Source organism: Zhihengliuella flava (genome assembly GCF_015751895.1).
GTDB classification, from domain to species: Bacteria; Actinomycetota; Actinomycetes; order Actinomycetales; family Micrococcaceae; genus Zhihengliuella; species Zhihengliuella flava.
Map to the genome: position 1 here is coordinate 1,736,263 of NZ_JADOTZ010000001.1, position 23,731 is coordinate 1,759,993.

The 23,731-nt window shown below is 66.3% G+C and carries 26 protein-coding genes; 14 read left to right on the forward strand and 12 right to left on the reverse strand.

Annotated elements, in window-relative coordinates:
• The first annotated feature begins 5 nt into the window (after positions 1-5).
• The 6 genes from lysS to IW252_RS08055 all read left to right on the forward strand — a co-directional run bounded on the left by lysS (position 6) and on the right by IW252_RS08055 (position 5,803).
• Entirely contained in the window at positions 6-1,577 is a 1,572-nt protein-coding gene (gene lysS, locus IW252_RS08030) for a lysine--tRNA ligase (RefSeq protein ID WP_196836076.1), read from the forward strand.
• Positions 1,578-1,579: 2 nt separating this feature from the next.
• Complete coding sequence (locus IW252_RS08035; RefSeq protein ID WP_196836077.1) at positions 1,580-1,777, forward strand: hypothetical protein; 198 nt, start codon at positions 1,580-1,582, stop codon at positions 1,775-1,777.
• 99 nt (positions 1,778-1,876) lie between these two features.
• Positions 1,877-2,200 (forward strand): histone-like nucleoid-structuring protein Lsr2, encoded by a 324-nt coding sequence (locus IW252_RS08040; protein WP_196836078.1) that lies wholly within the window; start codon positions 1,877-1,879, stop codon positions 2,198-2,200.
• Between the two features lie 154 nt (positions 2,201-2,354).
• Entirely contained in the window at positions 2,355-4,904 is a 2,550-nt protein-coding gene (locus IW252_RS08045; protein WP_196836079.1) for an ATP-dependent Clp protease ATP-binding subunit, read from the forward strand.
• Between the two features lie 92 nt (positions 4,905-4,996).
• Positions 4,997-5,503 carry an amino-acid N-acetyltransferase gene (locus IW252_RS08050; protein ID WP_196836080.1) on the forward strand — a complete coding sequence of 169 codons (507 nt, stop codon included), beginning with the start codon at positions 4,997-4,999 and terminating at the stop codon, positions 5,501-5,503.
• Between the two features lie 120 nt (positions 5,504-5,623).
• Positions 5,624-5,803, forward strand: a complete 180-nt coding sequence (locus IW252_RS08055; RefSeq protein WP_196836081.1) for a hypothetical protein — start codon at positions 5,624-5,626, stop codon at positions 5,801-5,803.
• Positions 5,804-5,872: 69 nt separating this feature from the next.
• On the opposite strand, the gene IW252_RS08060 is transcribed toward IW252_RS08055, so the two are convergent.
• The 3 genes from IW252_RS08060 to IW252_RS08070 form a co-directional block, all read right to left on the reverse strand.
• Positions 5,873-6,268, reverse strand: a complete 396-nt coding sequence (locus tag IW252_RS08060; RefSeq protein ID WP_196836082.1) for an arsenate reductase ArsC — start codon at positions 6,266-6,268, stop codon at positions 5,873-5,875.
• 11 nt (positions 6,269-6,279) lie between these two features.
• Positions 6,280-7,371, reverse strand: coding sequence for an ACR3 family arsenite efflux transporter (arsB, locus tag IW252_RS08065; RefSeq protein ID WP_196836083.1), 1,092 nt, complete (start codon positions 7,369-7,371; stop codon positions 6,280-6,282).
• 84 nt (positions 7,372-7,455) lie between these two features.
• Positions 7,456-8,739 (reverse strand): FAD-dependent oxidoreductase, encoded by a 1,284-nt coding sequence (locus IW252_RS08070; RefSeq protein ID WP_196836084.1) that lies wholly within the window; start codon positions 8,737-8,739, stop codon positions 7,456-7,458.
• 108 nt (positions 8,740-8,847) lie between these two features.
• Between IW252_RS08070 and IW252_RS08075 the strand changes: the two genes are divergently transcribed.
• Together IW252_RS08075 and IW252_RS08080 are read left to right on the forward strand one after the other, a co-directional pair.
• Positions 8,848-9,228: an ArsR/SmtB family transcription factor gene (locus tag IW252_RS08075; RefSeq protein ID WP_196837190.1), complete on the forward strand. Its 381-nt coding sequence runs from the start codon at positions 8,848-8,850 to the stop codon at positions 9,226-9,228.
• A complete protein-coding gene (locus IW252_RS08080) occupies positions 9,225-9,638 on the forward strand; it encodes an arsenate-mycothiol transferase ArsC (RefSeq protein ID WP_196836085.1) in 414 nt (137 codons plus the stop codon). The genes IW252_RS08075 and IW252_RS08080 overlap by 4 nt, the downstream gene beginning before the upstream one ends.
• Here the strand turns inward: IW252_RS08080 and IW252_RS08085 are convergent.
• The 4 genes from IW252_RS08085 to IW252_RS08100 all read right to left on the reverse strand — a co-directional run bounded on the left by IW252_RS08085 (position 9,635) and on the right by IW252_RS08100 (position 13,010).
• On the reverse strand, positions 9,635-10,216 hold the full coding sequence (locus IW252_RS08085) for a hypothetical protein (protein WP_196836086.1): 582 nt from the start codon (positions 10,214-10,216) through the stop codon (positions 9,635-9,637). The two genes, IW252_RS08080 and IW252_RS08085, sit on opposite strands and share 4 nt — an antisense overlap.
• 76 nt (positions 10,217-10,292) lie before the next feature.
• On the reverse strand, positions 10,293-11,513 hold the full coding sequence (locus tag IW252_RS08090; RefSeq protein ID WP_196837191.1) for an amidohydrolase: 1,221 nt from the start codon (positions 11,511-11,513) through the stop codon (positions 10,293-10,295).
• Between the two features lie 22 nt (positions 11,514-11,535).
• On the reverse strand, positions 11,536-12,228 hold the full coding sequence (locus tag IW252_RS08095) for a hypothetical protein (protein WP_196836087.1): 693 nt from the start codon (positions 12,226-12,228) through the stop codon (positions 11,536-11,538).
• 26 nt (positions 12,229-12,254) lie between these two features.
• Positions 12,255-13,010, reverse strand: a complete 756-nt coding sequence (locus tag IW252_RS08100) for a DUF5058 family protein (RefSeq protein WP_196836088.1) — start codon at positions 13,008-13,010, stop codon at positions 12,255-12,257.
• Positions 13,011-13,237: 227 nt separating this feature from the next.
• Between IW252_RS08100 and IW252_RS08105 the strand changes: the two genes are divergently transcribed.
• Positions 13,238-14,719 carry an amidase gene (locus IW252_RS08105; RefSeq protein WP_408065767.1) on the forward strand — a complete coding sequence of 494 codons (1,482 nt, stop codon included), beginning with the start codon at positions 13,238-13,240 and terminating at the stop codon, positions 14,717-14,719.
• Here IW252_RS08105 and IW252_RS08110 read toward each other — a convergent pair.
• On the reverse strand, positions 14,648-15,607 hold the full coding sequence (locus tag IW252_RS08110; protein WP_196836090.1) for an Lrp/AsnC family transcriptional regulator: 960 nt from the start codon (positions 15,605-15,607) through the stop codon (positions 14,648-14,650). The two genes, IW252_RS08105 and IW252_RS08110, sit on opposite strands and share 72 nt — an antisense overlap.
• Positions 15,608-15,691: 84 nt before the next feature.
• Positions 15,692-16,573, reverse strand: coding sequence for an HhH-GPD family protein (locus IW252_RS08115; protein ID WP_196837192.1), 882 nt, complete (start codon positions 16,571-16,573; stop codon positions 15,692-15,694).
• A 72-nt stretch (positions 16,574-16,645) separates the two neighbouring features.
• Between IW252_RS08115 and IW252_RS08120 the strand changes: the two genes are divergently transcribed.
• The 3 genes from IW252_RS08120 (at position 16,646) to IW252_RS08130 (ending at position 18,033) form a co-directional block, all read left to right on the forward strand.
• Entirely contained in the window at positions 16,646-17,281 is a 636-nt protein-coding gene (locus IW252_RS08120) for a hypothetical protein (RefSeq protein WP_196836091.1), read from the forward strand.
• Positions 17,282-17,347: 66 nt separating this feature from the next.
• Positions 17,348-17,641 (forward strand): ArsR/SmtB family transcription factor, encoded by a 294-nt coding sequence (locus tag IW252_RS08125; RefSeq protein WP_196836092.1) that lies wholly within the window; start codon positions 17,348-17,350, stop codon positions 17,639-17,641.
• A complete protein-coding gene (locus IW252_RS08130) occupies positions 17,638-18,033 on the forward strand; it encodes a VOC family protein (RefSeq protein WP_196836093.1) in 396 nt (131 codons plus the stop codon). The genes IW252_RS08125 and IW252_RS08130 overlap by 4 nt, the downstream gene beginning before the upstream one ends.
• A 13-nt stretch (positions 18,034-18,046) precedes the next feature.
• Here IW252_RS08130 and disA read toward each other — a convergent pair whose 3' ends face one another.
• Together disA and radA are read right to left on the reverse strand one after the other, a co-directional pair.
• Complete coding sequence (gene disA / locus IW252_RS08135; RefSeq protein ID WP_196836094.1) at positions 18,047-19,123, reverse strand: DNA integrity scanning diadenylate cyclase DisA; 1,077 nt, start codon at positions 19,121-19,123, stop codon at positions 18,047-18,049.
• Positions 19,124-19,206: 83 nt separating this feature from the next.
• Positions 19,207-20,589: a DNA repair protein RadA gene (gene radA / locus IW252_RS08140; protein WP_196836095.1), complete on the reverse strand. Its 1,383-nt coding sequence runs from the start codon at positions 20,587-20,589 to the stop codon at positions 19,207-19,209.
• A gap of 132 nt (positions 20,590-20,721) precedes the next feature.
• Here radA and IW252_RS08145 point away from each other — a divergent pair, with 132 nt between their 5' ends.
• Complete coding sequence (locus IW252_RS08145; protein ID WP_196836096.1) at positions 20,722-21,366, forward strand: DUF6318 family protein; 645 nt, start codon at positions 20,722-20,724, stop codon at positions 21,364-21,366.
• A 350-nt stretch (positions 21,367-21,716) separates the two neighbouring features.
• Positions 21,717-22,445, forward strand: a complete 729-nt coding sequence (locus IW252_RS08150; RefSeq protein ID WP_196836097.1) for a hypothetical protein — start codon at positions 21,717-21,719, stop codon at positions 22,443-22,445.
• Here the strand turns inward: IW252_RS08150 and IW252_RS08155 are convergent, their stop codons facing one another.
• The gene (locus tag IW252_RS08155; protein WP_196836098.1) at positions 22,446-23,573 is read right to left on the reverse strand and encodes an FUSC family protein; all 1,128 of its coding nucleotides are present in this window, start codon (positions 23,571-23,573) and stop codon (positions 22,446-22,448) included.
• Between the last annotated feature and the right edge of the window lie 158 nt (positions 23,574-23,731).

Consider the following 23,731-nt stretch of genomic DNA (forward strand, 5'->3'; position numbering starts at 1 on the left):
GACTAATGCGTGGGCGGCTTCGCGAATTGCGCACCACGGTAGAATGGGGAAGCGTGACTGCAGATAACACTTCCTCCGGCCAGAGCCCCGCACACGAGACCAATGACCTGCGCCAGGTCCGCCTGGACAAGCGGGCGGAACTGCTCCGCAGCGGTCGGGAGGCCTACCCGGTCAAGCTCCCATTGACGGACACCCTCGGTGGCGTACGCCAAGCCTACGGGCACTTGGAGGCCGGTGAGGAAACGGACGACGTCGTCACGGTCGCGGGCCGTGTGGTGTTCGCCCGCAACACGGGCAAGCTCTGCTTCGCGACGCTGCAGGAATCCGGTCACGATGGCCGCGCCGTGCGGCTGCAGGCGATGCTTTCCCTGGCCAACGTCGGCGAGGAGTCGTTGGCGGACTGGAAGAAGCTGACGGACCTCGGCGACCACGTCTACGTGAGCGGCCGCGTGATTTCTTCCCGCCGCGGCGAGCTGTCCATCATGGTCTCGGAGTGGGGCATGGCCTCTAAGGCCATCCGGCCGATGCCGGTGCTGCACGCGGACTTGAACGAGGAAACGCGCGTGCGTCAGCGCTACGCGGACCTCATGGTGCGTGACGAGGCCCGGGAGATGATCTACCGCCGCGATGCCATCACCCGTTCGGTGCGTGAGACCCTTCACGGCCACGGCTACGTGGAGGTGGAGACGCCGATGCTGCAGCTGATTCATGGTGGTGCCGCGGCGCGTCCGTTCGAGACGCACCTCAACGCTTTCGGCCAGGACATGACCCTGCGTATTGCCACCGAGCTGTACTTGAAGCGAACGGTCGTCGGTGGCGTTCCTCGCGTTTTTGAAATCGGGCGCATTTTCCGCAATGAAGGCGTCGACTCGACCCACTCGCCGGAATTTACGACCTTGGAATGCTATGAAATGTATGGCGACCAGTTCGTGATGGCCGAACGCATGCAGGAAATCATCCTCAATGCGGCCGATGCCGCCGGTGTGGGGCGCACGCTTGAAACCTCCAAGGGCACCATCAACTTGGACGGCGAATGGAAGTGGCTGAGCGTGTATCCGGGCCTCTCCGAGGCGGTGGGAGTGGAGATCACGCCGGATACCGAGGCATCGGTTCTGGTGGACCTCGCCGAAAAGCATGAGGTCAAGGTGGACCCCAAGTGGGGCGCGCAGAAATTGGTGATCGAACTCTTCGGGGAAATCGTCGAGCCGACGCTGATCGATCCGACCTTTGTTTACGATTATCCGCCGGCTGCACAGCCCTTGGCCCGCCCGCACCGCGATCAGCCGGGCGTCATCGAGGCGTGGGACTTGATTATTGGGGGCATGGAGCGCGGTACGGCGTTTTCTGAGCTGATTGACCCGGTGATTCAGCGCGAGCGGCTCACGGAGCAATCGCGGTTGGCCGCGGATGGCGACGACGAGGCCATGGCCCTGGACGAGGACTTCCTGCGCGCCTTGGAATACGGTGCCCCGCCCATGGGTGGTATTGGTCTGGGTATTGATCGACTCGTGATGTTGTTCACTGACGCGGGAATTCGGGAAACCATTCTCTACCCGCTGCTTAAGCCGGAGGCATAATCGTGGAATATGTCCAAGTGTTGGCACCGACCATCGTTGTCGCCCTGATCTTTTGGTTTGTGGTTCGCACGCTGTTTCGCGTGGACCGGAACGAGCGTCTCGCGGAAGCAGAGGTGGAGCGAAATGCCTCACGTTCAGGCGAGGCGGTCTCCGGCGCAGAGCCCGATGATTCCTCCACCGATCATCAGAAAAACGAGTGACTGAAACTCAAAGTTTCCAGCAGTATGCGGCGGAATTCTCAGGAGATTCCCATCTCCTACGGTGGTCATGAGATCAATTAAGCGTCTATTATTTGTTTCATGGCACGCAAAGTAGAAGTAACCTTGGTTGATGATCTAGATGGTTCCGCCGCCTCGGAGAGCGTGAAGTTTGCTCTCGACGGAAAGAACTACGAAATTGATCTGAGCGACGCAAACGCTCAGGCATTGCGGGAAAGCCTCGAGAAGTACGTTGAGGCCGGCCGCCGGGTTTCCGGACCTAAAGCAAAAAGCACGGGCGTGACGCGCAGCTCGAAGAATGACACCCCGGCCATTCGCGAATGGGCGCAGAAGAATGGCTACAACGTCAGCTCGCGTGGGCGCATTCACAGCGACATCATTGACGCGTACTACGCCGCGCAGTAACGCCGTCGTACAGCGCGTGACGACGCCGGCACCCCAGTGGGTGTCGGCGTCGTCTTGCGTTGTGCCGGTTATCCCCACGGCGAACATGCCCCACAGGCCAGCGGCCGGTGCGTAGCATCGAAGGACGCTACGCATCAGCTAGGAGTGTGCCGCAATGTTTGAGAGATTCACCGACCGAGCCCGCCGTGTTGTTGTGCTCGCCCAAGAAGAGGCGCGCATGCTCAACCACAACTACATCGGGACCGAGCACATCCTGCTCGGCTTGATTCACGAGGGCGAGGGCGTGGCCGCCAAGGCCCTCGAGTCGATGAGTATTTCCCTCGGCGCTGTGCGCGAGCAGGTGCAGGAGATCATCGGTCAGGGCCAGCAGGCCCCGTCCGGCCACATCCCGTTTACACCGCGCGCCAAGAAGGTGCTCGAGCTGTCTCTGCGCGAAGCGCTGCAGCTGGGCCACAACTACATCGGGACCGAGCACATCCTGCTCGGCCTCATCCGCGAGGGCGAAGGCGTGGCGGCGCAGGTGCTCGTCAAGCTGGGTGCGGACCTGAACAGCGTGCGCCAGCAGGTCATCCAGCTGCTCTCCGGCTACCAGGGCGGTGGCAGCGGCGGTAAGGAAACCGCCGGCGCGGGCGTCAGCTCCGGGGGCCAAGCCGAGGGCACCCCGGCCGGCTCCGCCGTGCTGGACCAGTTCGGCCGCAACCTGACCGCTGCGGCGCGCGAAGGCAAGCTGGATCCCGTCATTGGGCGCGAGCATGAGATGGAGCGCGTCATGCAGGTCCTCTCCCGCCGCACTAAGAACAACCCCGTCCTGATCGGTGAGCCGGGCGTCGGTAAGACGGCCGTCGTCGAGGGCCTCGCCCAGGCGATCGTGCGCAGCGATGTGCCCGAGACCATCAAGGACAAGCAGCTCTACACGCTGGACCTCGGCTCCTTGGTGGCCGGCTCGCGGTACCGCGGTGACTTCGAGGAGCGCCTGAAGAAGGTCCTCAAAGAGATCCGCACCCGCGGGGACATCATCCTGTTCATCGACGAGATCCACACGCTGGTCGGTGCGGGCGCCGCCGAGGGCGCGATCGACGCGGCCTCGATCCTCAAGCCCATGCTGGCTCGCGGTGAACTGCAGACGATTGGCGCCACGACCCTCGACGAATACCGCAAGCACATCGAGAAGGATGCCGCGCTGGAGCGCCGCTTCCAGCCCATCCAGGTGGGCGAGCCGTCCGTGGAGCACACCACGCAGATCCTGCGCGGCCTGCGTGACCGCTACGAGGCCCACCACCGCGTGTCCATCACGGATGAGGCCCTGAGCGCGGCCGCCTCGCTGGCGCACCGCTACATCTCGGACCGCTTCCTGCCGGACAAGGCGATCGACCTGATCGACGAGGCGGGCGCCCGGCTTCGTATCCAGCGCATGACAGCGCCGCCGGAGCTGAAGCAGATGGACGAGGAGATTGCTGGCGTCCGCCGCGAAAAGGAAGCCGCGATCGACGCCCAGGACTTCGAGGGCGCCGCGTCGTTGCGTGACCAGGAGCAGAAGCTCCAGGAGCAGCGCAACGAGAAGGAAAAGGCCTGGAAGAACGGCGATATGGATGAGATCGCCGAGGTGACCGAGGAGCTCATCGCCGAGGTGCTGGCCAACTCCACGGGCATCCCCGTGGTCAAGCTCACCGAGGAGGAGTCCTCCCGCCTGCTCCACATGGAGGATGAGCTGCACAAGCGGGTCATCGGCCAGGATCAGGCGATCAAGGCGATCTCGCGGGCCATCCGCCGTACCCGTGCCGGCCTGAAGGACCCCAACCGCCCCACGGGATCCTTCATTTTCGCCGGCCCCACCGGCGTCGGCAAGACGGAGCTGGCCAAGGCGCTGGCGGAATTCCTCTTCGGCGAGGAAGACGCGCTGATCACCTTGGACATGTCCGAATACCAGGAGAAGCACACCGTTTCCCGGCTCTTTGGTGCCCCTCCCGGGTACGTGGGCTACGAGGAAGGCGGCCAGCTGACGGAGAAGGTGCGGCGCCGTCCGTTCTCCGTGGTCCTCTTCGACGAGGTGGAGAAGGCCCACGCGGACCTGTTCAACTCGCTGCTGCAGATCTTGGAAGACGGCCGCCTGACCGACTCCCAGGGCCGCGTGGTGGACTTCAAGAACACCGTGATCATCATGACCACCAACCTGGGTACTCGGGACATTTCCAAGGGAGTCATGACCGGCTTCCAGTCCTCGACGGACACGGCGACGAACTACGAGCGCATGCAGGGCAAGGTGCAGGAGGAATTGCGCCAGCACTTCCGTCCGGAGTTCCTGAACCGCGTCGATGACACGGTGGTCTTCCCGCAGCTGACCGAGAACGAGATCGTGCAGATCGTGGATCTGTTCGTCGCCCGCCTCGAGAAGCGCATGGTGGAGAAGGGCATGCACGTCGAGCTCAGCACGCAGGCCAAGGCGTTGCTGGCGGCCCGCGGGTACGACTCGTCGATGGGCGCTCGACCCCTGCGCCGGACCATCCAGCGGGACATCGAGGACCAGCTCTCGGAGAAGATCCTCTTCAGCGAGTTGGTCTCCGGCCAGACCGTCAAGGTCGACGTCGAGGGGGAGGGCGACGCCGCGAAGTTCACCTTCACCGGCGTGGACACCCCCGAGGAGATCGAGGGAGAGACCGTCCCGGCGGCCATCGAGGCCGGCGAGAACGCGGAGAGCAACTCCTAACTACGGACGCTGCGGCGCCCGGCGAGTCCCAGTGCGGACTCGGCGGGCGCCGTCGTCGTGTGCGGGTGCGGGCGCGTCCTAGGATGGACAGCATGACTGACTTCACCATTCGCCCCGCCCGCACGAGCGACGTCTCCGCGATTCGTTCCTTGGTGCGGCCCTTGGCGGATGAGCGCATCCTGCTGGAAAAGGAGGCCGTGGCCTACTTTGAGTCGCTGCAGGAATTCGTGGTGGCCGAGGATGTGGCCGGCCGCGTGATCGGCTGCGGGGCGCTGCATGTGATGTGGGAGGACATCGCTGAGGTGCGCACGCTGGCCACCGATGCCTCCGCGCGCGGTCGCGGCGTCGGCAAGGCGCTCCTCGAGGCCCTGATGGACAACGCGCGGGCCCTCGGCGTGGACCGCGTGTTCTGCTTGACGTTCGAGGTCGACTTCTTTGGCCGCCACGGGTTCACCGTCATGGAGGACCAGACGGCCGTGGACCCGGAGGTGTACATGGAGCTCCTGCGCTCGACCGACGACGGCGTGGCAGAGTTCCTCGACCTAGCGCGCGTCAAGCAGAACACCCTCGGCAATACCCGCATGATCGCCCGCCTCTAACTAGCCAAAGTTTTGCCGCCTAACGGTAGACGTTGGGGCGCGGGCGTGCCTATGGTGTTGGCACCGGGCCGGCTGCCGGCGCGGTAGAACAGACGTTCACGCGAGGAGGAGGTGGTCAGGATGGGTCTAGGAGACGCTCTGAACAACCTGGGCAACAAGGCTCAGCAGCTGAAGGATGAACACGGCGACCAGATCAACGAGAAGATTGACAACCTGCAGGAGCAGCACAGCGACAAGCTGGGCAAGCACGCAGACAAGGTCAACAACGCCGTTGATAAGGGCCAGGAACACCTGAAGTAGCCCCCAGCGCGAGAGCACGAAAGGGCACCCACCGGCTGCTGGTGGGTGCCCTTTCCCGCGCCCGGGAGGTTACGGGAGCGACGCGATGAGCTCTTCGACGCGGCGCTTGATTTCATCCCGAATGGGGCGCACCGCGGCCACCCCCTGGCCAGCCGGATCCTCCAGTTTCCAATCCTCGTAGCGCTTGCCCGGGAAGAAGGGGCAGTCGTCCCCGCATCCCATGGTGATCACGACGTCGGACTCCTGCACCGCTGCGGTGGTCAAGACCTTGGGCACCTCCGCAGACATGTCGATTCCCACCTCCGCCATGGCCTCGACGGCGGCCGGATTGACGGCGTCGGCCGGCGCGGAGCCCGCGGAGCGGACCTCAATCCGGTCACCGGCCAAATGGGTGAGGAACGCGGCCGCCATCTGGGAGCGGCCGGCGTTGTGAACACAAACGAATAGGACGGACGACTGAGTCATGGGTGGGCCTTTCAGGGGGTGCGGGTGGTGAAGAACTGGCGGGCCCACAGGGCCACGTAGACGAGCGCGACGAGGATGGGGACCTCGATGAGGGGGCCGACGACGCCGGCGAGGGCTTGGCCGCTCGTGGCGCCGAACGTGGCAATCGCCACGGCGATCGCGAGCTCGAAGTTATTGCCGGAGGCGGTGAAGGCCAGCGTGGTGGTGCGTGCGTAGCCGAGGCCCAGGGCGCGGCCGATCAGCATCGAGGCGCCGAAGGTGACGAGGAAGTAGATCACGAGCGGCGCCGCGATCCGGGCGACGTCCAGCGGTTGGGCCATGATCTGTTCCCCCTGCAAGGCGAACAGGACGACGATCGTGAAGAGCAGGCCGTACAGTGCGAACGGGCCGATCTTCGGGAGCACCCGCTCCTCGTAGTAGGCGCGGCCGCGGACGCGTTCGCCCAGCGTGCGGGTGAGGTAGCCGGCCACGAGCGGGATGCCGAGGAACACCAAGACGGACACGGTGATGGCCCACACGGAGAACTCCGCGCTCGTGGTGGGCAGGCCCAACCAGCCGGGCAGGACCTGCAGGTAGAACCAACCCAGCACGCCGAACATGAACACCTGGAACACGGAGTTGATGGCCACCAGGACCGCCGCGGCTTCACGGTCCCCGCAGGCGAGGTCGTTCCAAATCAGCACCATGGCAATGCATCGGGCCAGGCCCACAATGATCAGCCCCGTCCGGTACTCGGGCAGGTCCGCGAGGAAGATCCAGGCCAGGATGAACATGAAGGCCGGCGCCAGCACCCAGTTGATCACCAGCGAGGTGACCATGAGCTTCTTGTCCCCGATCACGCGCTGGGTCTCGTTATAGCGGACCTTAGCCAGCACCGGGTACATCATCACCAGCAGGCCGATCGCGATCGGCAGGGAGACGCCGGCAATCTGCACGGATTCGAGTGCTGCCCCCAGCTGGGGTACGACGGCGCCGAGGCCCAGTCCCAGCGCCATCGCCGCGAGAATCCACACCGGGAGGAAACGGTCAAGGACGGACAGTTTGGCGACGACGTGCGCCGTCTCGGCGGCGTCCGGGCTCGTGCGAGTCTCGACAGGGGACACGGGGTGGGCTCCAAATCGTGGGGTGGCGGGTGCCGGGTGGTCAGGATCAATGCTTGGCGCCGCGCGGGCGCCGGTCAAGGGGCCTCAGGCGTTCGTGGAGCAGACTCCGGTGGCCGGGAGTTCGAGCTCCACGTGCTCCGCTGCGGGCTGGTCGCCGGCGAGGTGCGCTGCGATGGAGCGGACTTGCTCGTACCCGGTGGCCATGAGGAAGGTGGGGGCGCGGCCGTAGCTTTTCATGCCGACGATGAAGAAGTTCGGTTCAGGGTGGGCCAAGAGGGTGGCGCCGTGGGCCGGCACGGTGCCGCAGCTATGGAACTGCGGGTCGATCAGCGGTCCCAGCTCGCGCGGGGCCTCCATCACGGGGTCGAGTTCGAGCTGTAGCTCGCGCAGCAGCCCCAGGTTAGGGCGGAAGCCGGTCGCCGGGACCAGCGCGGCGACGTCGAACTCCTCGACCCCGTGCGGCGTGTGGGCGTGGACGGTGAGCCCGGAGGTGTGGGGGTGCACTGAGGCGACGGTGAATTGGGTGCGGAGCTCGATCCGGCCCGACTCCACCATGTTCTTCAGGCGAGTACCGAGGGCGCCGCGTTCCGGCAGGCCGTCGGCATCCCCGCCGCCATAGACGCGGGCCGGGCTGGGCGCGCGCAGGCCCCAGGTCACCCGCGTGCCGGGAACCTGGTCCACAAGCCGGCCGAGCGCCAGCAGCGTGTTTGCGGCCGAGTGTCCGCCGCCGATGACCAACGTGTGCTGCCCGGCGAAGCGGTCACGCTCTGCCCCTAGCACGTCCGGCAGGGCGGAGGTGACGACTCCTGCCGCGCGCGCCTCCTGCTCGCCGGGGACTTCCAGCCCGGACGCGCCGACGGGGTTCGGCTGTGCCCACGTTCCGGAGGCGTCGATCACGGCGCGGGCGGTGAGGTGGACGACGCCGTCGGCCGTCTCGGAGACGATGAGGAACGGGGCGTCGGCGCGGCCGAGGGTGCGCGTCGTATCCAGGCCGAGGCGGGACACGGCCGTCACGCGGTGGCCCGTGCGGAGCGAAGCGGCGATGGGCTCGGTGCCGGCCAGCGGTGCGAGGTACTGTTCCACGAGGTCGGTGCCGGTCGGCAGGCGCTTGGGGTGCGGTGGTTCCCAGCCGTGGGCGGCGAGCAGGCGCGCCGCGGCAGCGTCGATGTTGTAGCGCCACGTGGAGAACGTCTTGATGTGGCCCCACTCGGCCACGGCGGCTCCGGCGGAGGGTCCCGCCTCCAGCAGCACGACGTCGATCCCACGCTCGATCAGGTGGGCGGCGGCGGCCAGGCCCACGGGGCCGGCGCCGATGATCGCGACCGGCAGCGCGGCGGCGTCGTGCTGATCTGTCCGCGGATGATCCACCGACGGCTCCTTTCACCTAGGCATCGACGTTCATCGATGCTTCGAGTATGATCGGATTCATCGATACCTGTCAATCTATCCGGCGTGGCCGGATCTGAAGGGAGGGCCATGGTCCAGGTCATGACGGACCACGCCGCGCCGTGCTGTGTACCCGCCCCCGCGGCGGGAGCGCTGGCCGCGGAGGACGCGGCGCAGCTGGCGGCGCGATTCAAGGCGCTCGCCGACCCTAACCGGGTTCGCCTGCTGTCCCTCGTGGCCGCCGGTGAGTCGGGCGAGGCCTGCGTGTGTGACCTGACCGAGCCGCTACAGCTGGGCCAGCCCACCGTTTCCCACCACCTGAAAATTCTGGTCGACGCCGGTCTGCTCGCCCGCGAGAAGCGTGGGGTGTGGTCCTACTATTCGGTGCTCCCCGCGGCCCTAGAGGACCTCGCGGGAGCTCTCCGGGGATTTGGCGCCGTCCCTCCCGCGCTCGGAAAGGATGCCTCATGAGCCACGACCGTCCCGCCGTCCTCTTTGTCTGTTCGAAGAACGGCGGCAAGTCCCAGATGGCCGCCGGATTGATGCGGCGTGAGGCCGGGGACGCCGTCGACGTCAGCAGTGCGGGAACCGCGCCGGGTTCGGCGATCAACGGCCTCTCGGCCGAGGTGCTCCTGGACCTGGGCGTCGATATTCGCGCTGAGACCCCGCGGCAGCTGACCGAGGAGGCGATGCGCGCGGCAGGGCTCGTGGTCATTCTGGGCACCGAGGCGCAGGTGGACCCGGTCGACGGCGTCGTGATCGAACGGTGGGAAACTGACGAGCCCAGCCTGCGCGGGATCGGCGGCCGTGAGCGGATGGAACTGGTCCGCGATGACATCCATGCCCGCGTGCAGAACCTGAAGGAGCGGTTGCTCGGTTAGTGCTCCGCGTGGTGCGGCTCGGCGGAGGCGACCTCCGTCGGGGCGGGGCCCCTCGCCTCAGGTGCCGCGGAGTCCGTGGGATTGAGCTCGCCGCGCAGTTCCAGCAGAGTGGATCGGTAGGCCTCTGGGGCGAAGGAGAGCGCCTGGGCCCCGGCGACCGGGGTGAAGCGTGGTGCACCCTTGACGGTGTCCTCCCACGCGAAGTGGTCCCACGTGACCGCCTCCTGGTCGAAGTGGAGTTCGCAGGAGAGGTAGCCGCACGCCTCGGAGCGGCACAGCGGGCAAAACAGCAGTCCCACCCGGTGCGGGCCCGGACCCTGTTCGAGCCCCAGCAGGTGGTCAATCCGCAGGAGCCCGGCGGCCGGGAAGGTGGAGCGAAGATCCGCCATTTCTGCCGGCATGTCCAGCGCCCCGGACCAGTCCCGCACCCATTGCTGGAGCGGTTGGTCGTTGATCTGGATGTTCCAGATGGTGAAGTGCTCCGGCTTCGTCGGCCGGCGGAACAGGCCGCGGCGCTTCTGCGCGCGGCGCGTTCCGGCCATCTCCTTGAAGGAGAGCACGTGTGGGCCGTCCATCATTCACCTAGTATGCGTCCGACCGCCGGCAGAAGTGGGTTATTACGGCAGAAAAGTTCCGGTGGTTCCCCGCGCCGGCTCACCGGGACTCGCGGCCGACCCAAGCCAGCAGGCTCGCGACGGCGGCGCGTGTCGCCGTCGTCAGCGTCGGCTCCGGGACGGGGCCGAAGAAGGGCGAGTGGTTGATGGGCAGGTCCGTCTCCCCCTCGAAACCACCGAACATCCAGTAGACCGTCGGCACGCCGATCGCCGCCCCGAGATGGCCGAAGTCCTCCGACCCCATGAGCGGGCCGCTGCGGCGCACGTTCTCGCCGCCGAGGGCGTGCTCCAGCGCGGTCGTCACGCGCTCCGCCGCAGCCGGCTGATTATAGTTCTCCGGGAAGTCGTACAACGCTTCGATGAGCGGAGGCTCGGCGCCGGAGGCCGTGGCCTCGGCCTGCACGATTCGCTCGACCGCCGCCAGCACCTGGGCGCGCACCTCGGGTGTGAGCGTGCGGATGTTGAGGGTGAATTCGGCCTGATCGGGAATGATGTTCTCCTTCAGGCCAGCGTGGAATGTGCCGACGGTGACGACGGCCGGGCTCATCGGGTCCAGCTCGCGGGAGACGATCGTTTGCAGGCGGGTCACCATGGCCGCGCCCAGCACGATCGGGTCGATCGATTGCTGCGGTTGTGAACCGTGGGACTGCCGCCCGCGCACCACGACGCGGAGGGCGTCCGCCATGGCCATCGCGGTGCCGTGGCTGATGCTGATGGTTCCCGCGCGCTGCGGCATGACGTGCTGGCCGAGGACGACGGCGGGCCGGGGCGCCCGGTCCCAGAGGCCGTCGTCGACCATGGCTCGGGCCCCCGCGGCCGTCTCTTCACCGGGCTGGAAGATCAGGACCACGGTGCCGGACCACGCGCTGCGGTCGGCGTCGAGCAAGCGCGCGGCGGTGAGCAGAGCGGTCACGTGAGTGTCGTGGCCGCACCCATGCATGACGGGGACCTCGGTGCCGTCGGGCAGCGTGCCGGTGGCCGTGGAGGCGTACTCCAGCCCGGTGTCCTCGGCAATCGGGAGGCCGTCTGTATCGGCGCGGAAGGCCACCACGGGGCCCTCGCCTTCGCGGAGGATGCCGACGACGCCGGTGCCTCCGCAGCGGAAGTTCTCCACGCCAAAGGAATCGAGTTCTGCCGCGATGAAATCGGCGGTGGCGTGCTCCTGCATGCTCAGCTCGGGGTGTGCGTGCAGATGCCGGTACACGCCCAGCAGCTGCTCCACCGTGCTGGCGTCGAGGGGGCGAGTGGGATCACAAGTCATAGACATGTAGAGCTTCTCCTATTCAGCCGCGCGGGCGCGCGAACCATGAAATGACGGCGGTGGCGACCACGCCGAGGGCGGTACCGAAGTAGGTGAGGGCCGGGACGGCGGGGACTACCACAAAGACCACGACGACGGCGACGGCGAGCGAGATCAGGGTGGGGCGCAGTTGCTTGACGCTAGCGATGGCCTGCACCAGCACGGCGCCAACAATCGAGGGCAGGATGTAGAGCCGAGCCACCTCGGTGACGGACTCCGGGATGGCGCTGAGCAGCCAGGTGCCGAGAATGCCCACGAACACCAAGAGTGAGGTCAGGTGGACGATCGCGGCTCCGCAGATGCCCATGACGGCCGCCAAGTCTCCTTGCTTGGTACCGGGCTTGGCGTCGATGCGGCCCTGCGCGCAGATGGCGGCCGGCAGCAACTTGTTGGCGATGTTCCCGATCATGAAGGCCTGATACATAGCGGCCGGGCCAAGAATGGGGAAGTAGGTGATGGGCTCGACGATGGCGAAGACGAGGAACGTGGTGGCCACGGCAAGGTAGGCCGTGATGACGTGTGCCAGCGTGATGCCGAGATCCATGAAGAGGGCGATGTAGAGCGGGCCAGCAAGAGAGAGGAGCAGTCCTGCCACCATGGTGATTCGTCCCCAGCGGGACGTGGTGCGCTCGAACTCGTGCAGTCCTGCCGGGCGGGTGATCGTTGAGGTTGTCACGGGGTGTCCTTCGGCGAAAGTGGGGCTCACGCAGTGGTGGCCGTGTGGGCGAAGTAGGCGAAGACCAGGGCCACGCTAATGGCGATTCCCAGCGCCCACTCCTTGAGCCAGCCCGCATTGAGCTTCTTGGCGAGCAGGAGCAAGGCGGCCATGACGATCGTGGAAACGAGGATGGTCAGGGCGCCGAGCGCGGATTTGGGCAGTTCTGAAACCACCAGCGTGGAAAAGGCGCCCAAAAGCGCCGCTCCGGGAATCAACGCCATCACGGCGGGGTTGACCTCCGAGAGCTTGTTCCCGCCGCGTTTCATCAGCGGGGTGAGGATCAGCGTCGCGAGCATCCACGCCCCGCCGCTGAGGCTCATGGCGATCAAGGCGACCGCGAAGACCTGTTGCGTGTAGTCGGGCCCGCCGAGGTCCGCGCCGAGAGCGGCGGAGGCGATCGTTGCGGAGGCGACCTCCGTTTGAACGGATCCGATGAGGCCGATACGCACCAGGACCGCGGGCGTGCCGAACAGGGCCAACAAGGCGATCGCGACGAGGACGACCGCGAGGGACGGGCCGATCGAGGAAATGGCCCCGGAGCGCAGGGCCCGGTTGAGGTCCTTCCGCTCCAGGCCCACCGTTGACCCTGCAGTGCGGGCGGCCTTCATGTAGATCAGCGTCTGAACGAAGATCACGGCGAAGACGCCGAGGGCGAAGACCCAGAGGATGGGCGAGTTCGCCACGGCGCCGATGTCCGTGGACGCACCGTTGGCGGCGGCGGCCGCAAAAGTGCTGCTCATGAGGGGTCCTTCCGATGCGATGCGAATGTGATGTCCACAACATTCACACTTGCGGGGGCCCGGTTCAATGATTGGCGGATTCGGACGGCGAGTTGTCGATATCCGCCACTGGTGCCCAAAAGCCCCCGCCAGCTTCCCTCGATCAGTGGCCTCCATCACACTCAAGGGAGTGCGGCTGTGGGCGGGATGCCCGCAGCACCCCGAGCCCGCCCGCCTACCCAGGAGAAATGATGACCGATCTGCTCGAACAGTCCGCGACCGAACTGACGGCACTGCTGGCTGCCGGCGAGGTGTCCTCGCGCGAACTCACGCAGGCACAGCTGGACCGCATCGCGGCGGTCAACCCGTCCCTCAACGCAATCGTCACCGTGGATGAGGAGGGGGCCATGGAGCGGGCCCATGCGGCGGACCAGGCGCTGACGCGCGGTGGCCCGACCGGTCCGCTGCACGGCCTGCCGATGACGCACAAGGACACCCACCTCGTCGCGGGCATGCGGTCGACGAACGGCTCTCCCGCGCTCGCCGATCACATGCCGGGGCGCGACGACGTCATCGTGGCCCGGCTGCGCGCGGCCGGCGTCGTCGCGACCGGCAAGTCCAACGTGCCCGAGTTCGGCGCCGGCTCCCACACATTCAACGAGGTCTTCGGCACTACGGTTAATCCGTATGCGCCCACGCGCAGCGCGGGTGGCTCCAGCGGGGGGCTGGCCGCGGCCCTGGCCGCGCGGATTCAGCCGCTCGGCGAGGGCAGTGACATGGGCGGTTCGGTGCGGATTCCAGCCTCTTTTTGCAACGTTTTCGGGTTTCGCCCCTCCGTGGGCGTGATCCCGATGCCGAGCGACCGCAACGCGTGGGCGTGGTTGGGGCGCGTGGGGCCGATGGCCCGGTCGGTGGAAGACCTGGAACTCTTCATGCGGGCCACGGCGGGCCCGGCTCCCGAGCTCCAGTTGCAGGCTCCGTTGGACGCTGCGGCCTTCGGTGGGCCGGCGCCGGAAGACCTGCGAGGGGTACGCATTGGCGTGAGCTACGACTTCGGGCTGGGAGTTCCCGTGGAGGCGCCCATGCTGGAGGCGTTGGACCGGACCATCGCGACCTTCGAGGCGCTCGGTGCCACCGTGGAGCAGGCCTCCCCCGATCTGGGCGAGGCGGACCGGGTCTTCGGCAATACCCGGGCCTTCGATTTTGCCAACAGCCTAGGGAGCCTCGTGGATTCGCGCCCCGAGCTCGTCAAGCCAGAGGTGATCTGGAACGTGGAAAAGGGGTGGGCACTGAGCGCCCGCGAGATCATGGAGACCACGGCGGCCGCCACGCGGTTGCAGGCCAAGGTGCGGACCTACTTCGCCTCGTACGACTACTTCCTGAGCCCCGGCGCTCAGGTTCTGCCGTTTGATGCCACGCTGCGCTATCCCCAGCAGGTGGCCGGCGTCGAGTCCCAGACTTATCTGGACTGGATGCGTTCCGCGTGCCTCATCTCGGCGACCGGACTGCCGACGGTCGCGATGCCCGCCGGTTTTAGCGCCTCGGGGCTCCCCACCGGCGTGCAACTGACGGGCTATCACTACCGAGACCCGCAGCTGTTGCGCGTGGCCCGGTGCTATGAGGAGGCGACGGGCTACGCGCGGCGTGCGCCGGAGGGCCTAGGCCAGGGCCGTGTCGTTGAGACGGCCCCCGCGCTTGCGGGCGCGCATCACCATGGTGAGGTCGAATGAGTCGACGCCGGAGGCCCACTCGGACTGCGTGACAAACTCGTAGAGCTCAGAGCTCGTCGCCAGCGTGACATCGACGACGATTTGCGAACTCCCCGCCAGGGCGGCCGCGTAGCGCACCCGCTCATCGCGGCGGAGGGATTCGCCGATCCGATCGATCTTGTCCGGCGCGATGCGCAACCAGACGAGGGCTTCCACGGGCAGCCCCACGGCCGCGGGCTCCACCAAGAGGCGCAGGTGCACGCTGTCGCTGCGGAGGAGCCACTCGACGCGGCGCCGGGCCGTGGTTTCGGAGACGCCCGCGCGACGGGAAATTTCCTCGTAGCTCATGCGGGCGTTGCTGATGAGGCAATCGACGATGTCCTGATCCTGCGCTGAGAGGTTCGGTTCAGTCAGCGTGCCGTCGGCTTGGGGCGGCCGGGAGCCGATCAGCTGGTCGGCTTCGTCCCGGGTCAGTGCGCCGATCCGCCAGGAGCGTATGGTGCGGAAATACTTCAGGATCGGCAGCGTTTCCGCGTGCGCAATCCCTGGCGTGGTGGCGAGCTCGATGGAGACCAGATGGGCGAGCCGATCCCGGCTGGTGACGATTTCGGCGACCACGTCCGTGGAGCCCGTCACCATGTAGGCAAAGCTGGTGTCGGCCCGGGCCGCGAGGGCTTCGGTGGTCACCGGAGTGGATCCGGGAGCGCACTGCGTGCGCACCAGAAGCGACGCGGCGCGGGAGCGAATCCCGACGGCGGCGATCCGCCCTCCCGCTAGCAACTCGGAGCCCCGGCGGGCGATCGTCCTCTCGTTTTCGTTCAGAACCTGCGCGACCGTGCGCCATGACGCGCGCGGATTGAGCTGCAGAGCGGCGGTGATCCGCCGCTCTAACTCGTCGAGAACGTCCATCCTGTCAGTACCCTTTGCCCGGCGGTGATCTTGGAGGGAAGCCTAGCGGAGCTCGCCCGCGGCGTGCCCGGTGTGACGACGAGCTCAGTGGGGCAGGGAGACGCCTGTGGGTCCCTCGTGGGCGAGCCCGTCGGCCAGCAGAGATCCTAGGCACCGGAGGCGCTGCTCCTCCGGCGCCCCGGTGGACTGCACGACGTCGGCCCGCAGGAGGGCCTCTCGTGGCACCGGCGCCTCGGCGTCCCGGAGCGCGGCCATGAACGCCCCGCGCACTTGGCGGTCAGTCCCCGCCCACGGCTGACCCTTGGGGGTGTAGTGCGGGGCCGGCTGGCCGGCGGCGATCCACGCGCACGATGCGGCTACCGGACAGGCGTCGCATTTCGGTGATCGCGCGGTGCAGACCAACGCGCCCAGCTCCATGACCGCGGCGTTCCAGCGGCAGGCGAGCGCGTCGTCGTCGGGCATGAGATCCGCGGCGAGCCGTGCCTCGGCGGCGGTGTAGCTCGGCTCAGGCAAGGCGCGGCCAGTGAAGAGCCGGGCGTGGACGCGGCGGATGTTGGTGTCGACCACGACCTCGGGCTGGTTGAACGCGAAGCAGGCGACCGCGGCGGCGGTGTACGTTCCGACGCCGGGTAGGGCCAATAGCTCGTCGGGGGTGCGTGGCACGGCGCCGTCGTGTTCCTCGACGATGCGCGTGGCCGCGGCGTGCAGGCGCAGCGCGCGGCGCGGATAGCCGAGCCGGCCCCAGGCGCGCAACGCCTCGCCGGCGGGTTCTGCGGCCAGATCGGCAGGGGTGGGCCAGCGCTGCATCCACTCCTCCCACACGGGCAGGACGCGCACCACCGGGGTTTGCTGCAGCATAAATTCGCTCACCATGACGCTCCACGCGCTGGCCTCGGGGTGACGCCATGGCAGATCGCGACCGTTCTGGGCGAACCAGTCGGTGATCGCGTGGTGAAGCTGGCGGATCTGTGGCACCCGAATACCCTAACGCGGCGCGTGTCATCCCGGCTCGCGCGGGGACGGTTATACGCTGGGCTCATGAGTGCCCCTCGCCGCCCCAGCCCGGCCGTTTATCGGCGCCGGCGCCTTGTTGTGCTGTTGGCTGCCCTCGTCGTGGTCGCGCTTCTCGTGTGGGGTGGATTCGCCGGGGTGAGTGCGTTGCGCGCCATGACAGCCGAGGGGCGGTCTGACGCTTCGGCGCAGCCCTCGGCCTCGGCGGACTCTCCCGCCTCCGGCGCCGAATCCGGCGCCGATTCCAGTGCGGAGCCCACCGAGTCCGCGGATCCGAGCAGCTGTCAGCCGGGGGATGTATCTGTCAGCGCGTCAACGGAGAAACGGGTTCACGGAACGGATGAGGACCCCGTCCTGATCATGACGGTGGAGAACACGGGCGACTTCGATTGCGACGTGAATGTGGGCACGCGGGAGCAGGAATTCCTGATCGAGAGCGGCGATGACCGCATCTATTCCACGAAGGACTGCCTGAAGGACAGCACGGTGCTGGATATCACCATGGAGCCGGGTCAGAAGGAGACGGCCCGTTTCACGTGGGAGCGGGTGCGCAGCGCGCCGGGATGCCCCGGCGTCTCGGCCCATCCGCGGCCTGGTACGTACGTGTTCATCGCCAAGCTGGGCAACCGCACGTCGGACAAAGCGGTCTTCGAACTGCAGTAGCTCCGGCGTGCCGGCCGTGCGGGCATTCCCTTGACAGGCAAATTTCTACTTGCCTATTCTGAGGGCATGGCCGCAGATCTCTTCAAAGCGCTCGCGGATCCCACGCGCCGGGCGATTCTCGATGAACTGGTGGACCGCGACGGGCAGACGCTCTTTGAAATCTGCACCCGGCTGGTCACGCAGCATCAGCTGGACCTGTCGCGGCAAGGCGTCAGCGCGCACCTCGCGGTGTTGGAAGAGGCGGATCTGGTTCGCACTCGGCGGAGTGGCCGCTATAAGTTTCACGATCTCAATACCCAGCCCCTCGAGTCGCTGGCCACGCGCTGGCTGCGGCCCCCTCATTCCGGAGGTACATCATGAGAGTTCACGTTCTGAGCGTTTTTGTTGCGGATCAAGCCGCCGCTTTGGAGTTTTACACGGGAAAGCTCGGCTTCGTTCTGCGCCACGACATCCCGTTGGGTGCGGACCGGTGGCTCACCGTCGTCGCCCCCGATCAGCCGGAGGGGCCGGAGGTGTTGCTGGAGCCGAACCGGCACCCGGCTGCGCAGCAGTATCAGGAGGCGCTGGCGGAAGACGGTATCCCTGCGGTCTCTTTTGCGGTGGACGACGTCGCCGCCGAACATGCGCGCCTGACGGAACTCGGTGTGGATTTCACGCAGGCCCCCGTGGAGATGGGCCCGACGACGACGGCGGTGTTCGACGATACGTGCGGCAACCTGGTGCAGCTGGTCCAGATGAACGAGGCCGCCTAGCGCGCCTCGCGCGCTAGGAGAACTGCTCCAGCAGGCTGGTTTCGGCGACGCGGGACAGGTTCTCCCGGACGGTTTTGGCGCGTTGCTCGCCGATGCCGTCGACGTGCATGAGGTCCGCGATGTCTGCGGCCATGAGTTGTTGCAGGTCGTCGAAGTTTTCGACGAGGCGGGCCGCGACCGCGCGGGGCAGTGCTTTAACGCCGGCCAGCAGCCGGTACCCCTTGGGGATCAGCGTGGTTTCTAGGGTGTCCGGGTGGGACGCGCAGCCGAGGATGCCGGAAATGCGGGTGAGGTCGATCAGCTCGGCGGAGTCGAGCCCGCGCAATTCACTCAACGTGGATTCGAGTGCGTCCGGCGTCGTGCCTCGTTGTGAGTAGTCCTGGAGTAAAACGTCACTGCCGGGGCCGAGCCCGGCGGCGAGCTCATCGAGCTGTAGGGACAGCAGCCGGCCGTCGCTGCCGAGTTCCAAGACGTACTGATCGATCTCCGTTCTGATGCGGCGCACCATTTCTTGGCGTTGGAGGACCACGGCGACGTCCCGGACGGTGACGATTCCCTCGATTTCGAGGGAGGAGAGCTGGCCGGTGACTTGGTCCAACCGGGCTCGGTAGCGCTCTAGCGTGGCGAGCGCTTGGTTGGCCTTGGCGAGGACGGGTTGGGAGCCTTCGAGAACATGGCGCAGGCCCTGAACGTAGATGGCGATGGTCTGCATGGACTGGGAAACCGAGATGACGGGGAAGCCGGTTTGGACGGCAACGCGTTCTGCGGTGCGGTGGCGGGTGCCGGATTCCTGCGTGGCAATAGTGGGGTCCGGGACGAGCTGGACGGCGGCGCGGAGGATGCGGCCGGAGTCTTTGTCCGTGACGATGGCTCCGTCCATTTTGGCGAGTTCGCGCAGGCGGGTGGGGGAGAAGTCAATGTTGATGTCGAACCCGCCGGAGCAGATGGAATCGACCGTTTTGTCGAACCCCAGCACCATGAGGCCACCGGTGCGCCCGCGCAAAATGCGCTCGAGGCCATCGCGCAGCGCAGTGCCGGGGGCCACCCGGGCCAGGGTGGAGCGGAGGGCGTCCTCTGGACTCTTCGTCATGGCGGGCTCCTCACGCTGGTGCGGCCGTGGTGGTGAGTGGTGTTGGTCCGCTTAGTTTATGCCCGTCGCGCCCAGCATGGCTTCTAGGAGTCTGCTGCGGGGAACAGCATGGTGAGGGCGTCGGCGAGCGTGGTGACTTCGCGGTAGTTGATGCCCTCGGGAACGCCACTGAGCGCTTCGGTGGTTTTCGGCACAATGGCGTGGGTGAAGCCGAGGCGTTCGGCCTCGTTGAGGCGGCGGGCGATGTCCGGTACGCGGCGAACCTCTCCCGCGAGGCCGACCTCGCCAAACACCACGAGCCTCCGGGAGACGGGCCGGTCCAAGTAAGAACTCGCCATCGCCACGGCCGAGGCGAGGTCGACGGCGGGCTCGGTGAGCTTCACGCCGCCGACCGTGGCGAGGTAGGAGTCCATTTGGGACACGTCCATGCCGATGCGGGCCTGCAGGACGGCCAAGATCATGGACATGCGGGACGAATCGAGTCCCGTGACCGAGCGCCGGGCTTGCCCGGAGAGGTTCTTCGCGAGCAGCGCCTGGATCTCGGCGAGCAGTGGCCGACGCCCTTCGACGGAAACGGTCACGCAGGTGCCGGGGACTTGGTCGATGCTGCCGGCGACGAACAGTCCACTGGGATCGCTGAGGCCTTCGATTCCGTTTTCCGTCAGATCAAAGCACCCCACTTCATCGGTGGGGCCGTAGCGATTCTTGATGGCCCGCAGCAGGCGCAGCCTCGAATGGCGTTCGCCGTCGAATTGGCAGACCACATCCACGAGGTGCTCTAACAGGCGTGGCCCCGCGATCGAGCCGTCTTTGGTGACGTGACCGACCATGATGGTGGTCATGTCCCGCTTCTTCGCGGCGCTGATCAGGGATGCTGCTACTTCCCGCACCTGCGTCACTCCGCCGGCAGCGCCGTCGACCTCTGACGATGACAGTGTCTGCACGGAGTCGACGATCAGCACGTCGGGATCGAGGGCTTCCACGTGGCCCAGTGCCGTGGCGAGGTCCGATTCGGCGGTGAGGTGCAGCGTGTCCGCTAGCGCTCCGATGCGCTCAGCGCGGCGCTTGACCTGCGCGGCAGATTCCTCGCCCGTCACGTACAGAACCTTGTTGTTGCTCACGGCGGCGCGGGACGCGACGTCGAGTAGCAGGGTGGATTTGCCGACTCCGGGCTCGCCCGCCAACAGAATCACGGCACCCGGGACTAGACCGCCGCCGAGCACGCGGTCCAGTTCCCCCACAAAGGTGGGCCGGAATTCGGCGGTGGAGGCGTCAACATCGCCGATGGCCGGGGCGGGGTTGGCAACGCTGACCGCTTGAGTCCTTGCGGAGACCTGCCCGATTTCTGCGACGGTGCCCCATTCTTGGCACTCGGCGCAGCGCCCGACCCACTTCACAGTGGTCCAGCCGCAGGACGCGCACTTATAACCGGGAGCCTTGCTGCGCGATGTCGATTTGGTGGCCATGCTGACTACTTTATCGGCCGGGTCCTCACACAATGGGGGGCGCTAGGGGGCTGTGGATAACTTTTTCGGAGTTATTCAATCCTTGGTACTTTGGATGGCGGGGGATGATATTCGGGCGACGAAAGAGCGGACATGCAGAGTTCACCGAGCAAGCGCGGCACGCTGGCCGCGCTGGGAATGGCGGCACTCCTCGCGCTGAGCGCGTGTGGGGGAGAGGGGACGACGCCGGAGCCGTCGAGCTCCGGGGCTAGTCCCAGTGCTTCGCAGACCACCGAGTCGCCCTCCAGCTCTGAACCCCAGGAAGCCACGCCGGAACATCCGGCCCGCAACCTCACTCCGCCAGAGATGCCGGAAGAGGCCAAGGAGTTCACCGAAGAAGGATTCGCGGCGTTCATTGAGTACTGGTTCGAAGCGCAGAATTATGGAATTGCTACCGGTGACGGATCCTACGTAGAGGATGTCTCGCACGAGGAATGTCGCGGTTGTAACTCCGCCTTGGTGGTCATCGATGAGGTTGCCCAAGGTGGCGGGGAAGCATGGATTGTTGGTGGAACCATGCGAGCCACTGATGTGGTGTCAAAGCTTCACGGCGATGAATCGCAGATGCAGCGCGCGTATCTAACTTGGCGTCAGATCAACGGAGACGCATACAACGTCGACGGCTTAATGGAGGGTGGTCGCGATGTCATTACCGACGCTGTAGAACCGTTCATTTTCGAAGCCTATTACGCAGATGGTGGATGGACTGCTACTCGCATTGAGGCACGAGAGTCATGATTTCCCAGCCGAAGGCACTTATGCACTCTCTAGCGGCGCTTCTGACCGCATGCTTCTTTCTGGTCATGCCATCTGACGCGAGTGAAGCCACAGGGGTAAACGGAAAGTCTGATGGAGATGGTTTTGAACTATCCAAGATTGAGGAGGGCTCGCAAGGATTTCGCCAGCCGGTTCCTGAGGACGCGCATAGCCCGGTTATCCATGTGCCAGGCATAGACTCGCAGCCTCCAGCCGATTCGGGGAATCCGCCCGCCATCGGCGGCGCGTACTGCGCGGACAACGAGCAATGGGATATTGCCGAAGGCTGCGTTGCGGCAACGGCGGACATTTGTGGGCCTGACGAAGTTCTCATGTCGATTGAGAACGCCCCCGGCGCCGAAGTTGTCCGCGGTGACCCGTGTGCCGACTTCTCCGTTGACCGTCCGGACCTTACCGCCAGCGGTCCGCCCGCCGAGGAGCAGGTCGACATTACGGAACGCCCCGACCTCGTCGCCCGCGAGTTTGCTCGGATTACCATGCCCCTGCCCGAGCCCCACTTCCAAGACGAGGTGGAGGATGAGGTGGTGGCCGGGCGTATGTGGGGCGCCGGATGGCGGCAAACCGACGTGAACATGTGGGCTGCAGCCGAGGATCATACGGCCACCGTGACTCTGCTCGGCACCGAGGTCACCATCCGCGCCACGCCCCTGAAATACACCTGGGACTACGGTGACGGCCAAACCCGCACCACTGCCTTTGCGGGGAAACAGCTGCACGTCGATGCCGCCGCAGCTGATACGGAAACCGCAACGAGTCACTACTACGAGGACACCGGCTTCTACCCCGTCTCCGTGACCACCATTTACGCCGGTCAGTTCCGCACACCCACCTCAGACTGGTTGCCGATTCCCGGAGTCGCCGTCGTCGACAGTGCACCCAAGACCATGACCATCTGGAAATCCGAAACCCGGCTCGTCGCCAGCGACTGTGGCGATGACCGCAGCGCCTGGGGGTGCGCGCAGATTCCCTTCCCGTGGGAAGGCGGGCCGCAAACCAGCGAGGCGTACGCGGCAGAACGTGCGCGACGTGCTGGGCCGTAACTACAGCGTCGGCAGGTAGCCGCGCGCCTCCTCCGGCTCCATGCCGGCGGCCTCCATGAGGTCCACCATCATGGGGCGCAAGATCATGACGATCGACTCGCACTCCATCCCCGTCACCCCGAACTCTCGAGGATCCAACTGCGCTGCACAGTCCGCCAAATCGACCCGCGCCTGATGCTCGGCCCGGGATCGCGCCGCCGCACTCGTTTCCGCCACTGATCCCTTCAACGGCGCGATGGCATCCGCCAGAGAGTCCATAAACGTGGACAGCGCCTCCGCATCATTGGTCCCCACCGCGCCATGCGTGATCGCAGAAGCCATCCGCCGCGCCAGCACGCGCACATTGCGCACCGCCAAATCCGTCTGCTCAGCCACCCGGGCAATACGCTTCAGCTCACCGCGTTGCCCGCGATACGCCGGGGACATGGTGGCGATCTCCCGCGCGCCCCGCAGCACCGGCGGCAAGGCGTCGACCTTCTTCTGCGTACCCCGTGCCAAAACGAGGGCGTGCCAGGCCAGCGTCGAATCGCCCGTGCGCGCCGCCGTCGCACACTCCCGCAGCACCGACGCGAGGTCATCAAAAAGCGTCTCCAACTGGCGCGACGGCTCGTGCCGCGGATTACGCGGCGTCAACAAGGCCACCAGCAAGGCGGCCAAACCGCCGACGACGGCGTCGAGGCTGCGGGTGAACACGCCGCCGTCGGGCGCCGGCAGCAACACCACCAACAGCGATTGCAGGCCCAGCTGCGTACTAAAAATGGTGCCCGAATCGATAAACCGGGCGATCGTCAGGGAAATAAACACCACGACGGCGGCCTGCCAAACGCCCGCGCCCACCGCGTGCAAGAGCAGATCCCCCACCAGAATTCCGAGCGTGCAGCCGGCAGCGACCTCCACGGTGCGCCGCAGGTGCGTGTCATGCCCAAAACCCAGGGCAATCATGGCGCTCGTCGCGGCGAACAGCGGGCCCTGATGGCCCAAGAGCTCCTCCGCCACCCAGTAAGCGCCCACGGCGCACAGGGTGATTTGCAGGATCTTCCACACCGAGGACCTCACCCGCAGCGAGCCCACCACTATGCGACGCTTGGCGAAGCGTGCGCTGCGGCCTAGATGGTCAGTCAATCCCACGCGTATAGTCTCGCATGGAGGCCAACCGTGTGATGTGCCTCTCACATGGTGGAAGATGCAAGTACCGTTAACCCTCCGTTCACCTTTAACGGCCGGAGGCTTTACCTGGCCCACCTAGTTTCGAGACTGGTCCTGATACGCACCCATCAACTTACAAG

Bases quoted from the DNA above. Each gene is read 5' to 3' on its own strand.
- IW252_RS08075 (WP_196837190.1), top strand. From the start codon at position 8,848: ATGGTCCAGGTCATGACGGACCACGCCGCGCCGTGCTGTGTACCCGCC.
- lysS (WP_196836076.1), top strand. From the start codon at position 6: ATGCGTGGGCGGCTTCGCGAATTGCGCACCACGGTAGAATGGGGAAGC.
- IW252_RS08150 (WP_196836097.1), top strand. From the start codon at position 21,717: ATGTCGATTGAGAACGCCCCCGGCGCCGAAGTTGTCCGCGGTGACCCG.
- IW252_RS08100 (WP_196836088.1), bottom strand. From the start codon at position 13,010: ATGAGCAGCACTTTTGCGGCCGCCGCCGCCAACGGTGCGTCCACGGAC.
- IW252_RS08145 (WP_196836096.1), top strand. From the start codon at position 20,722: ATGCAGAGTTCACCGAGCAAGCGCGGCACGCTGGCCGCGCTGGGAATG.
- IW252_RS08090 (WP_196837191.1), bottom strand. From the start codon at position 11,513: ATGACTTGTGATCCCACTCGCCCCCTCGACGCCAGCACGGTGGAGCAG.
- radA (WP_196836095.1), bottom strand. From the start codon at position 20,589: ATGGCCACCAAATCGACATCGCGCAGCAAGGCTCCCGGTTATAAGTGC.
- IW252_RS08055 (WP_196836081.1), top strand. From the start codon at position 5,624: ATGGGTCTAGGAGACGCTCTGAACAACCTGGGCAACAAGGCTCAGCAG.
- disA (WP_196836094.1), bottom strand. From the start codon at position 19,123: ATGACGAAGAGTCCAGAGGACGCCCTCCGCTCCACCCTGGCCCGGGTG.
- IW252_RS08125 (WP_196836092.1), top strand. From the start codon at position 17,348: ATGGCCGCAGATCTCTTCAAAGCGCTCGCGGATCCCACGCGCCGGGCG.
- IW252_RS08105 (WP_408065767.1), top strand. From the start codon at position 13,238: ATGATGACCGATCTGCTCGAACAGTCCGCGACCGAACTGACGGCACTG.
- IW252_RS08080 (WP_196836085.1), top strand. From the start codon at position 9,225: ATGAGCCACGACCGTCCCGCCGTCCTCTTTGTCTGTTCGAAGAACGGC.
- IW252_RS08050 (WP_196836080.1), top strand. From the start codon at position 4,997: ATGACTGACTTCACCATTCGCCCCGCCCGCACGAGCGACGTCTCCGCG.
- IW252_RS08120 (WP_196836091.1), top strand. From the start codon at position 16,646: ATGAGTGCCCCTCGCCGCCCCAGCCCGGCCGTTTATCGGCGCCGGCGC.
- IW252_RS08085 (WP_196836086.1), bottom strand. From the start codon at position 10,216: ATGATGGACGGCCCACACGTGCTCTCCTTCAAGGAGATGGCCGGAACG.
- IW252_RS08060 (WP_196836082.1), bottom strand. From the start codon at position 6,268: ATGACTCAGTCGTCCGTCCTATTCGTTTGTGTTCACAACGCCGGCCGC.
- IW252_RS08130 (WP_196836093.1), top strand. From the start codon at position 17,638: ATGAGAGTTCACGTTCTGAGCGTTTTTGTTGCGGATCAAGCCGCCGCT.
- IW252_RS08110 (WP_196836090.1), bottom strand. From the start codon at position 15,607: ATGGACGTTCTCGACGAGTTAGAGCGGCGGATCACCGCCGCTCTGCAG.
- IW252_RS08045 (WP_196836079.1), top strand. From the start codon at position 2,355: ATGTTTGAGAGATTCACCGACCGAGCCCGCCGTGTTGTTGTGCTCGCC.
- IW252_RS08040 (WP_196836078.1), top strand. From the start codon at position 1,877: ATGGCACGCAAAGTAGAAGTAACCTTGGTTGATGATCTAGATGGTTCC.